At 42.6% G+C, this 11,735-nt stretch carries 9 protein-coding genes; 6 read left to right on the forward strand and 3 right to left on the reverse strand.

All coding sequences use genetic code 11. The annotated features are described in order from the left end of the window. Positions 1–12 precede the first annotated feature (12 nt). Entirely contained in the window at positions 13–4,092 is a 4,080-nt protein-coding gene (gene hrpA / locus HXT45_RS02520) for an ATP-dependent RNA helicase HrpA (RefSeq protein ID WP_421782153.1), read from the reverse strand. 28 nt (positions 4,093–4,120) lie between these two features. Further along, positions 4,121–4,822, reverse strand: a complete 702-nt coding sequence (locus tag HXT45_RS02525) for a class I SAM-dependent methyltransferase (RefSeq protein ID WP_016787395.1) — start codon at positions 4,820–4,822, stop codon at positions 4,121–4,123. 168 nt (positions 4,823–4,990) lie between these two features. On the opposite strand from HXT45_RS02525, the gene hflX reads away from it, so the two are divergent. The 6 genes from hflX to HXT45_RS02555 all read left to right on the forward strand — a co-directional run bounded on the left by hflX (position 4,991) and on the right by HXT45_RS02555 (position 11,031). Beyond that, positions 4,991–6,460 (forward strand): GTPase HflX, encoded by a 1,470-nt coding sequence (gene hflX, locus HXT45_RS02530; protein ID WP_020758225.1) that lies wholly within the window; start codon positions 4,991–4,993, stop codon positions 6,458–6,460. Positions 6,461–6,590: 130 nt separating this feature from the next. Next, a complete protein-coding gene (locus tag HXT45_RS02535) occupies positions 6,591–7,553 on the forward strand; it encodes an L-lactate dehydrogenase (protein ID WP_004130300.1) in 963 nt (320 codons plus the stop codon). Positions 7,554–7,745: 192 nt separating this feature from the next. Beyond that, on the forward strand, positions 7,746–9,092 hold the full coding sequence (locus tag HXT45_RS02540; RefSeq protein ID WP_421782155.1) for a SufS family cysteine desulfurase: 1,347 nt from the start codon (positions 7,746–7,748) through the stop codon (positions 9,090–9,092). 28 nt (positions 9,093–9,120) lie between these two features. Next, a complete protein-coding gene (gene sufU, locus HXT45_RS02545) occupies positions 9,121–9,780 on the forward strand; it encodes a Fe-S cluster assembly sulfur transfer protein SufU (protein WP_004130296.1) in 660 nt (219 codons plus the stop codon). Between the two features lie 77 nt (positions 9,781–9,857). Continuing rightward, a complete protein-coding gene (locus tag HXT45_RS02550) occupies positions 9,858–10,319 on the forward strand; it encodes a metal-sulfur cluster assembly factor (RefSeq protein ID WP_101889654.1) in 462 nt (153 codons plus the stop codon). Positions 10,320–10,332: 13 nt separating this feature from the next. Then, complete coding sequence (locus HXT45_RS02555; protein WP_421782158.1) at positions 10,333–11,031, forward strand: HAD family hydrolase; 699 nt, start codon at positions 10,333–10,335, stop codon at positions 11,029–11,031. A gap of 25 nt (positions 11,032–11,056) precedes the next feature. Here HXT45_RS02555 and HXT45_RS02560 read toward each other — a convergent pair whose 3' ends face one another. Beyond that, positions 11,057–11,707, reverse strand: coding sequence for a DUF4125 family protein (locus HXT45_RS02560; RefSeq protein WP_421782160.1), 651 nt, complete (start codon positions 11,705–11,707; stop codon positions 11,057–11,059). Between the last annotated feature and the right edge of the window lie 28 nt (positions 11,708–11,735).

Below are 11,735 nucleotides of genomic sequence, written 5' to 3' on the forward strand. Positions count from 1 at the left end.
ACTTTTGTGCTATCAAATCTTTTTCATACGCTGAATACTAATTGGGTATGCCGTTCCAAGCTCTTGCGCCCAAAGAGAAACGTAGAATTCTTCGCACATCCACTTTAGTTTTTGAGCTTTTTCTTGAGCTTCATCTCTATTAGGCCCAGCAGGCAAGCTTTCTGCTCTCTTTTGAGCTTCTAGTACAAGCTTATGAGCTTCATCTGCCTGCCAAGCCCATTGAACATCTCGATTTTTGTCTAACTTAGCTTTGTTAAGTCGAATCAAATCCGCATGTAAGTAGCGCTCTATTGAACTAAGTGCGCTAGAATCTGCTTTTGCAATGAATCCAGGAAAAACAAGCGAAGATGCGTGTTCTTTAATCGATTGAAGAACACTAAGCATTGGCAAGTCGGCTTTGCCGCTGACAGCAGACTCGACTTTAGCAAATCGCTCCAAAATAGCAATAACACTGTGTGCAACGCTATAAACCGTGTCTTCGTAAACTTCGGCAATATTTCCAACGGCTTCTTTAAGTTCAACATCGTTAGTAATTTTTTGCGTATTTGGTATAAGGCGCTTAATAGCAGCCATTTGCAAATCTTGAGCCAAATCTTTAGAAGACTTATAAGGTGCAGAAGCAAGTAGCAAAGCCTCGCTGCCGAGCCATCTAGATGTAATGCGCTTATCGTCTAAAATAAGCATGTTAAGCGCGCCTTGCCAAACCATTTGAGATCTAGAAAGATTAGTTGCGCCAGACTTGTGTAACAAATCTGCTCTCTCAACAACATTTCCAGCTTGTGCAGCCTTAAGCGCTTTGCTATTAACAACATTTAATGCACATTCTTGAGCTGATTTTGCAAATCGATGCTGAAGACTTATTAGCGACTTATCTGTTCCTAAAACAGTAGGCTTAATGCGCTTGTTGCTTTGATTATGCGAATTGTTTTGATTAGGTTTGTTTTTATTAGTTTTCTTTTGCTCAACGCTAAAAGTTACGCGCAAATAAGGAGATAACCGTTGCAACTGTTCATCGCTTAAAACCTCTGGGTGGATTTGCGCTCCAACAACACTAATCGCAGCTTTAGTAAAGACTTCGCTAAAGTCTTGCCAAACAAAATCTTCTTGTGGATTCTCGTTTATTCCTGGAAGATAATCGTAGTTTTCGTCAATCCACTCGCGGATCTTACGCGCAGTATCTGGAGCTGGAACGAATTGTACTCGCAAAGTCTTAGGAAGAGACTTAATCATGCCAATAATCAGCTCATCTAATAAGCCTGGCACATTCCAAGTAAACTCTTGAGACTTAAGTCGCAAAAGCGCATGAAGCGGAACGTGTACAGTTACGCCATCTAAAGGATTATGCGGATCGTAAATGTAGCTTAAGCGCAAATTAATTTTCTGGCCGTCTGTTCCAATCGTATGCCAAGTATCGGGGTAGTCTGCTAAATCAGTGTCATTTGCGTATTGCAAGCGCTCAACACAATCTGGGTTAAAATCAAGAAAATGCGGGTCTTGAAGTCTGTAATTTTTCCACCATTTAGCTAAATCTGCAATAGTCGTAGCTTCTTGAGGAAGTTTATTATCGTAAAAAGTAAACAAATCCTCGTCATTTACAGTTTCGCTTGCCTGCCTAGTGCGATTTGTTTGATTATCGGCATCGTTCAAAACGTTAATATTTGAGGAGATAAAATCGTTGAATGGAAAACGCTGCTGAACGTTTCCTTCGACTAAGCCTTGACGAATCATTAACATTCGAGATTCGTAAGGGTTGATTTTAGACCATTGAACAGTGCGATTTTGCACAATAGGCAAGCCGTACAAAAGCACTTTCGATTGAGCAATTGCCGCACCTTTGCTTGCGCTCCAATGAGCATCTAAATATGTTACGCGAGTAAGATTCTTAGCTAAAGATTCCGCCCAAGCAGGGTCGATTTGCGCGCAATACCTTGCCCAAAGTCTAGAAGTTTCAACCAATTCCGTACACATAATCCAAGAAGGAGTTGCTTTAGAAACAGATGAAGATGGGAAGATTGAAAATCTTGTGCTTCTAGCGCCTTGATAATCGTTTTTTGCCATTTTTTGAGCGCGCTTAATTGCGCGAATTTTGGCTGTTCCTCGAAGTCCTGCAAAATCCGAAGCCTTAGGCTCGCGAATAACTTGCATGCCAATCATAGAAAGCAAGCCAGAAAGCATAGAAGAGTGGATTCCTTGATAATCCCAAGTGCAGCAAAGACTGTGAGCCGCCTGCTGATTGTTTGGCAATTGGCGGATTTGCAAAGGCGCGCGTTTAATTGGCAGAGCTTCGCCAACATTATAATGGAGTTCTTTGCATAAATCTTTAAGCTGATTAACTAAATCTTTCCACTGTTTTAGGCGTAAAAAGTGGAAAAATTCCTCTTTGCAAAGTCGCCTTAGTGCGTTGTTGCTGATTTCGCCATCTGCCTGGAATATGCGATCCCAAATATTCAATGCTGTTAAAAAGTCACTTAACTCATCGGCGTAACGATTGTGTAATCTATCTGCTTCGTCGCGCTTGTCCTCTGGGCGCTCGCGCGGATCTTGCAAACTCAAAAATGCAACAATCACAAGAATCGCAGCTAAAGTATTAGGCGTAGTGTTTCGCGCAGCTTCAATAATCATGCGGCCTAAACGAATGTCAATTGGAATATGACTAAGCTCGCGGCCAATTCGAGTCAAGCTTATAACACCAGATTTTCTGCTTATTGCGCCAAGCTCGCTAAGCTCGTTAAAGCCGTCGCTCACAGCCTTAATATCTGGAGGATCAATAAATCCAAAATTCGTTATATCTTCGCCAGTTTTAGCAACACCGACAGAGAGCATGTGCAAAACAACAGCGCCGAGTGAAGTGCGCAAAATCTCGGGATCGGTAAAGCGCGGGCGAGTATCGTAATCTTCCCTAGAATACAAGCGAATAGCAATGCCATCTGCAATTCGCCCACAACGACCAGAGCGCTGATCCGCGCTTGCTTGAGAAATAGGTTCTATAGGAAGACGCTGAACTTTAGCAGACTTAGAATAGCGCGAAATTCTAGCAAAACCAGGGTCTACAACGTAGCGAATATCAGGCACTGTAAGAGAAGTTTCTGCAACATTAGTGGCGATTACAATACGCTGATGAGTGTGATGCTCAAAAACGCGATGCTGGTCTTTAGAAGAAAGACGCGCAAAAAGTGGAACAATCTCAATGGCGTCACTGCGATTCATGTCGCTTGTGCGTGTACCGAAATAAGAACGCAACGATGCTTCAAACTCGCGAATATCGCGCTCGCCAGAAGCAAAAACCATAATATCTCGCGCGCCTTGAGTGTGTGTTGAATGAATAACAAGTTGAGCACATGCGCGAGTTACAGCAGAAGCAATGTCTTCATCGCAAATATCTCCGCTTTGCGAAAAACTAGAAAGACTTTGGCTTTGCGCAACGCTTTCATCATCCATAGCAATATCTGCAAAACCTGGAACATGCTTCATAAGCGAAGGCGCGCTTCCAAGCGACTCGTAAAGTACGCGCACGGGGTATGTTCGCCCAGAAACCTCTATAACAGGAACTTTAATGTGCAAAGCTTGCTCAAAATGGTCTTTGAACTTTGCAGAATCGATTGTTGCAGAAGTAATAATAAGCTTTAAGTCTTTGCGCTTTGGCAAAAGAGTTGTTAAATATCCAAGCAAAAAATCAATGTTTAGGCTGCGCTCGTGAGCTTCGTCAATAATAATCGTGTCGTAGCGCGTAAGAAGTGGATCGCGCTGAATTTGAGCAAGTAGAATACCGTCTGTAACTATGCGAAGCTTTGTTTTAGATGAGCTTTCGTCGTTAAAACGCACTTGGTAGCCGATTTCTTCGCCAAGCTTAACACCCATTTCGCTTGCGATTCGCTCGGCAACTGTGCGCGCAGCAAGCCTACGAGGTTGCGTGTGAACAATTTGCTTTCCGCGACCGCCTCTGCCAAGTTCCAAAGCCATTTTTGGGATTTGAGTGGTTTTGCCAGAACCCGTTTGACCAGATACGATTACAACTTGTGACTCTTTAATAGCTTCAATAATCTGGTTGCGTGCGGAACAAATCGGCAGTTCACTAGGATAGTCAAAGTTCATATTCAATCCTGTTAAATCTTGCTAAATACTATTTTCTTAAGACTTCTATAATCCTGTATCCCTTAGAGCTTGCGTATTTTTCAACGCTAAAATCTTCACCAAGATTTTTAGAAAGCCAAGGGATTAAGGAGTCGGAGCCAAGATTTTTTTGAACAACCAAATAAGCAGCTCCACCAACTTTTAAGCGAGGAAGCCACGTGAGCAAAATATTGTGTAAAACGTCTTTTCCAACGCGTATTGGAGGATTAGACCAAATAAGATCAATGTTTTTAGATGAATCTTCTTTTAGCGCATCTTCTACAAGATAAGTGTGAATGTTATTTAATCCAGCATTCTTGGCGTTAATATTAGTAAGCTCTAGAGCGCGCTCGTTAACGTCTACAGCGTAAATTTGCGCATTAGGGGATTCAAAACCTAAAGCCAAGCTAATAGCGCCCCAGCCGCAACCGATGTCGAAAAATCGCCCATTTTCTGGGGGTTGTGGAGCGTGTTTAAGAAGAACTGCAGTTCCTAAATCAAGTTTAGAAGAGCTAAAAACTCCGTTAGAAACTTGCACGCTAACTTCTTTGCCTCGCAAATCAACTTGCAAAGTTCGTCTTAAGTCTAAAGAATTTGGGTTAGTGGAAAAATACTGTTCGCCGCTAGTCTTAGATTCTTTAGCATTTTTGTTTGTTTTAGTAGCATTAATGCTGCTTGTCTTTTTAGTTTTATTAAAAGTGTTAATAGTCATTTTAGTGTTGGTTAAAAATTATGTCTTCTAGATTCACAATAATAAAACAAACGTTGTAAATCGCGTATTAATAAAGGATTTAACGTAAGTAGTTAAAGAAAAATAGCAAAGGGCATAGTTTTGGTAGATACTTTAGCAAATAGTGATTTGGCAAGTGGTGATAATAATATGCCCGAGCATAAAAATGAGCATAAAGACTTTCTTTCAGGCCATAGTGAAGTTCTGCTAGACGATGCAAACGCTGGATCAAGCATAGAAAGTAACGACGAAGCTTGGCAAGAGCGTGAATCAAGAAACGCGTTAAAACGAGTTGCTGGTCTTGGAGAATTACAAGACGTAACCGAAGTAGAGTACAGAAAACTAAGGCTGGAACGCGTTGTTTTAGTAGGTGTGTGGTCTAGCGCTCGCGGAACTTTAAGCCAAGCAGAAGAGTCTCTTAGAGAGTTGGCCGCTCTTGCTAAAACCGCTGGAGCAGTAGTGTGTGACGGCATGTTGCAGCAAAGATATAGGCCAGATGCAGCAACGTATGTTGGTTCTGGAAAAGCGCGTGAACTTGCGGCAGTTGTGGCACAAAATGATGCAGATACGATTGTTGTAGACGACGATCTTCCACCAAGCCAGAGAAGAGCTTTGGAAGATGCCACTAAAGTCAAGGTTGTAGACAGAACGGCTGTTATTCTAGACATTTTCGCTCAACATGCAACAAGTAGGGAAGGAAAGGCACAAGTCGAGCTTGCTCAGCTCCAATACATGCTTCCGCGACTTAGAGGTTGGGGTGCTGCTCTTTCTAGGCAGGCTGGCGGCCGCGCTGCTGGAGACGCTGGAATAGGCTCTAGAGGTCCTGGCGAAACAAAAATCGAGATGGATAGGCGCGCAATTAGGAATCGAATTTCAAAATTGCGTCACGACATTGCGCTAATGGCACCAACTCGCGAGACAAAGCGCGGATCTAGGCGTCGTCAAGATATTCCAACCGTTGCAGTAGTAGGGTATACAAATGCTGGAAAATCTTCGATTATAAATAGGCTTACTGGCTCTAAGGAGCTTGTAGAAAATGCGCTTTTTGCCACTTTGGATACTGCTGTTCGAAAGTCTTTAACTAAAGATGGTCGCGCTTATACGCTTGTAGACACGGTTGGTTTTGTGCGAAGGCTGCCAACTCAGCTAGTAGAAGCGTTTAAGTCCACTTTGGAAGAGGTTGGCCAAGCAGACGTTATTTTGCACGTTGTTGACGGATCTCACCCAGACCCTGTTTCTCAAATTGAAGCAGTTAACGAGGTTTTAGCTCAAATTGATGGAGTGGAAGACATTGCGCAAATTATTGCGTTTAACAAGTCGGATGTTATGCAAGAGCCAATGCGTTTGCGCTTGCAATCGTTGTACCCTGATTCTTTAATTGTGTCTGCTGCAAGTGGAACAAATATTGACCGTTTAAGAACGCGCATAGAAAATTTGTTACCTTCACCACACGTTCATGTTAAAGTTAGGCTTCCTTATAGTGATTATTCTGGATCTTTGCTATCTAAAGTTAGAGAAAATGGCATTGTAAAATCGGCGGAATATAAGGATTCTGGCATAGAATTAGATGCTTTTGTTGGAGATTCTTTGGCGGCAAAACTTATGCAAATTGCGTTTTAAGCAAAACTCCTTAGGTGTGATTAAAGTAAAAACTGTTCATGCATATATCTCTATTATTAGAGCAGCCCTTATATTTTGAGTTATTTATTAGCTAGAGGGCTGATTCGGTTTGTGGAAAAGGGGTTTTCTAATGGTGAATTCTCAGGTTAAGCCAACAAAGCTTGCGATTATTGGTGCTGGCGCAGTAGGTTCTACGCTTGCGTTTGCTGCTGCTCAGCGCGGTGTTGCTCGTGAAATTGTGCTTGAGGATATCGCTAAGGAACGTGTTGAAGCAGAAGTGCTCGATATGCAGCACGGTTCTAGCTTCTACCCAGCTGTTTCTATTGCTGGCTCCGACGATGTTGAAATTTGCCGCGATGCCGATATGGTTGTTATTACTGCTGGCGCTCGTCAAAAGCCTGGACAGACTCGCTTGGAGCTTGCAGGTGCAACCATAAATATTATGAAGTCGATTATTCCTAATGTTGTTAAGGTTGCTCCAAACGCAATTTACATGCTTATTACAAATCCTGTTGATGTTGTTACGCATGTTTCTATGAAGCTTTCTGGTCTTCCTGCTAATCAAATGTTCGGATCTGGTACAAACCTTGATTCTGCACGTTTGCGCTTCCTTATTGCTCAGCATACTGGTGTGAATGTTAAGAACGTTCACGCTTATATTGCTGGCGAACATGGCGATTCCGAAGTTCCTCTTTGGGCTTCTGCAACTATTGGTGGCGTTCCAATGTGCGAGTGGAATGCTCTTCCAGGACATGAGCCATTGGATGAAGCTAAGCGCGAAGAGATTCATCAGGAAGTTAAGAACGCAGCATACAAGATTATTAACGGTAAAGGCGCTACAAACTACGCTATTGCAATGTCTGGCGTAGATATTGTTGAGGCTGTTCTTCGAGACACCAACCGCATTTTGCCAGTTTCTTCTTTGCTTGAAGACTTCCATGGAATCTCAGACGTTTGCATGTCGGTTCCAACTTTGTTGAACCGCAACGGCGTAAATTCTCGCTTGAATACTCCAGTTTCGGATCGCGAGCTTGCTGCTTTGAAGCGTTCTGCAGAGACTCTTCGTCAAGCTGCGGCACAATTTGGATTCTAATTAGTTTTTGCTTTATGATTTAAGCGTTTATGCTTTTATGCTTTTAGGCTTAGCTGTTCGTAAAGCGCTAATTACTAAGATTTAAGTCTTGAAAGTCGCTCCTTCAATCATTGTTTTGGGGGAGCGGCTTTTAAGTTATAAATAAGATTTATAAAATTTGAGTTGCATAAATTGCTTAAAAGGGGATTTTGAATGTTTAATCATAAAAATCTTGATACAGACTTTGCGCTAATGCGCGATTTTGAAGATTTAAGGCTCCAATTTCCAATTTTAAGTCGCAAAGTGCATTCAAAACCCTTGATTTACTTGGATTCTGCAGCAACTTCTCAAAAGCCGCAAGTTGTAATTAATGCCGAAAGCGAGTTTTATAAAACGATTAATGCTGGAGTGCATAGAGGAGCGCACGAGTTGGCAGCGCTTAGCACAGTTGCGTTTGAAGGAGCGCGCGCAAAGGTTGCAAAACTCGTTGGTGCTTGTAGCAAAGAAGGCAGCGAAGAGATTGTTGTTACGCCTGGCGCTACAGGCGCGTTGAATCTTCTTGCAACTTCTATTGGAAATGCCACTATTAACGCTAAGCTAAATCGCTCTGGTTTTGCGGAAGATAACTTAATTTTGCGCCAGCATTTTGTGATTAATGAGGGAGATAATATTGTTGTTTCTCGCGCAGAGCATCATTCCGTTTTATTGCCATTCCAAGAGCTTGCGATTCGATCGGGTGCGGAGCTTCGCTGGATTGATGTAACTGAAGATGGCCGAGTGCGAGCGGATGCGGATTATTTGAGCACTGTTATTGATGAGCGCACGAAAATCGTTGCAGTTACGCATATTAGCAATGTTACGGGCGCAATCACGGATGTTTCGCCGATTTGCAAGCGCGCGCACCAGGTTGGGGCGATTTTTGTTCTTGACGCTTGTCAGTACGTTCCGCATATTCCAGTTGATTTTCACGCGCTAGATGTTGATTTTGCAGCCTTTAGTGCTCATAAAATGTACGGACCGACGGGAGTTGGGTTCTTGTATGGTCGACGTGAGTTTCTTCAAGCTCTTCCGCCTGCTAATTTTGGGGGGTCCATGGTGGAGCTTGCGTGGCTTAATAAGCCAGCGCAATATATGGAAGCGCCTTACCGTTTTGAGGCAGGAACTCAGCCAGTTGCGCAAATGGTCGCTGCAGGAGTAGCTGCGGATTGGCTTCGAGAGTTGGGCATGAATCGAGTTGCACAGCATGAGAGTCAGATTGCTGCAGAATTGCTTAAATTGCAAGATGTTCCAGGAGTTCGCGTGCTTGGCCCACTTGATTTAAGCAAGCGCATTGCAACGGTTTCTTTTGAAGTTGAAGGCGTGCATCCGCATGACGTTGGCCAGTTTTTGGATGCGCAAGGGATTGCGATTCGCGTTGGGCATCATTGCGCTCAGCCGATTCATCGCCATTTTGGCGTGTACGCTTCGAATCGCGCGTCTGTTGGAGTTTATAACACAATCGAAGAAGTTCGCGAATTAATCGAAGCTGTTTCCCAAGTTCGCGCATATTTTGGCGCATAGTCGTAATATTTTAATGCAAGGAGAGCGTATGTTTGATATGAGTTTTGATGACGCTAACGGTGCAAGTAACAGCTTAGAAAGCATGTATCAAGAAGTTATTCTAGATGCTGCTAGAAATCCGCACGGAAAAACACATTTTTTAAGCACAGAGAGTCTTTCTAAAGCAGAAGAGCGTGAAGAGAAAGTTGAGGAGGCTTCTGGTAAATCGCCAGCAACCGATGAGCTAAAAAACGATTCTAATATAACAATTACAAATCATCACGAAAATTGTGCTGTAGAAGCTAATAAAGATTATGCTTTTGGCGAATCTCATCAATTTAACCCAACTTGTGGAGATGAGGTTACAATGCATGTGGAACTCGCTAAAAACGTTGATAATTCAAGCAATGCGCTTATTAAAAGTATTAAGTGGGATGGACACGGTTGCTCAATCTCGCAAGCGAGTCTTTCGATTATGGTTGATTTGGTTGAGGGGAAAACCGTTGCGGATGCATTGCGATTGGCCGCTCTTTTCCACAAACTTATGGAATCTAGGGGAGTTGGATTAAAAAGCGAGCAAGACGAAGATGAGTTGGAAGATGCTATGGTTTTTCAAGGCGTTTCTAAATATCCAATGCGAATCAAGTGTGCGTTGCTTGCGTGGGAAGGCTTAAAAGACGGTATTGCAAAGGCTATTGAGGCTTTATAAAATCGTATGTAGCTTTATAAAATCGCGTTGTAACACTTAAAAAAATCGCGTTGTAACACTTAAAAATAAGGAACGAGATGGCAGAAAATCAAGCAGAATCAACTCTTAGCGCAAACAATATTGGGCGCGTAACTGAGGAAGATATTCAAGAGGCTTTGCACAATGTTGTGGACCCAGAGCTTGGTATTGATGTTGTTGACTTGGGATTAGTTTACGGGATTGAGATTGACGAGCTTGGGCGTGCAATTCTTACTATGACGCTTACAACACCTGCTTGCCCGCTTACAGATTTGATTGAAGACGAGTGCGCGAGTGCGCTGGTTGGACTTGTAGACGAATTTAGGATTGATTGGACTTGGAAGCCGCGTTGGAGCGTTGAAAATATTACGGAAGATGGGCGCGCGCAGCTTGAGGCGCTTGGTTATAATTTGAACAATTTGCCTGCTAACTTTGGGGCTGGGGTTGGGGCTGGTGTTTCTGTAGCTCCTGGCACTTCTGGAATGTCATCCTATGTTGGCGGAATTTCACCAACCGAATAATTTAGGATTTTTAATGGTTTGCACAGAAGATTTTTCGCCTAATTGCAATGATTTTAAGAATAGTGACGATTGCAGGAATATTAATGATTGCAGGAATAGCGACGATTATTGCGATTTGTGCGCGCAAAAAATTATTGAAAACGGCATAACAGATGTTGTTTTTGACTTGCATCTTCTTGTTGATTGGGATGCGCGGCGCACGTTGGAATCAGATTACCCAGATTATATTGGCGAAGTTCTGTTTAGCTACGAACCAGAATGGGGTTTTGAGTTTCACGAAGCTTTGCGAGAAGCAGCGTGGAGCAGTAAGCGCGCGCTTGAATCGTTTAGCAAGCATCACGGACCTGCCGTAACATGGCTTTATCGCTTGTATTTTAAGAATTTTTCACGCGGATTTTTAGGGGAGCGAGCGCGTTTTGCCTCTTTTGCTCGCGATTTGATTGCAAAAGGTGTACGCGTTTGGGCGCTGGGAAATGCTTCGCAAGAGTGGATTGATTGCGCGCGCGAAACTTGCCCAATACTTGGCGAGATAAATGGCGTTAGTGCATCTTACGAGTCTCATTTGCGCAAACCGAATATTATGATTTATCGGGATTTTTTGAGCAAAAATTGTTTGCGTGCATCTTCTACTGTTTTTGTTGAATCTGATTTGCTTAGCTTAAAAACTGCGCAAAGAATTGAGTGTGCATCTACAAAATTATTTACGCTGTAATAAAACTATTTACGCTGTAGTTGCCTCAACATTTGTTGGCCGCTTCGAGTGAATCGTAGCCATACATGTGCACAGTATTCGTAATAATCATTTGCGTAAGATTTAGATTTTTTGCCGTTAAATCTTCTATAAAAGTTTTATATTTAGCAAAAGTTTCAGCAGAATACGTGCTTAATTCTCCTCTCAAATACGTTTCAAAAGACGTATTTTCTGCTGTATCTTCGCTTGTTTTTAGAACGCGCATTGCAAGACCTAAATGAGGGTAGTGATTTCGAAAATCATCTGCCCACTTAACTTGCGTTAAAATAATCTGCTCTTGCTCGCTTTTTCTAGGCTCTAAAATCGGCTTAATATAAGGCTTAATCGTGCGTTCAAAAATCTCTGGCGCAGTAGACTCCATCATTCTTGCATATTTTTCTGTTATCAAATTTCTGCCATTGCTATTTGCGCGCTCAAGATCTTTCTTATAAGATTCTTGCAAATCCAGAGGCCAAGTTAAAAATTGGCTCATTCGCATAATGTGGAATGTTGGCCAGTTTCCTTGACAGTTTGCGCGCCCACCTTCGTTTTCTGTAAGCTGGAATTGCTGCCATTCTAGTTTTGTAATTTCTTCCGCAATTGTGTGATTTTTGCTGTCTATTTGCGTTATTTGTGCGTTGTCTTCTTTGCTAATCATTTTTAATCCTACCGATTTTTATACTATT

Origin of the sequence: Gardnerella sp. DNF01199S (assembly GCF_049244155.1) — a bacterium.
Lineage (GTDB): Bacteria > Actinomycetota > Actinomycetes > Actinomycetales > Bifidobacteriaceae > Bifidobacterium > Bifidobacterium piotii.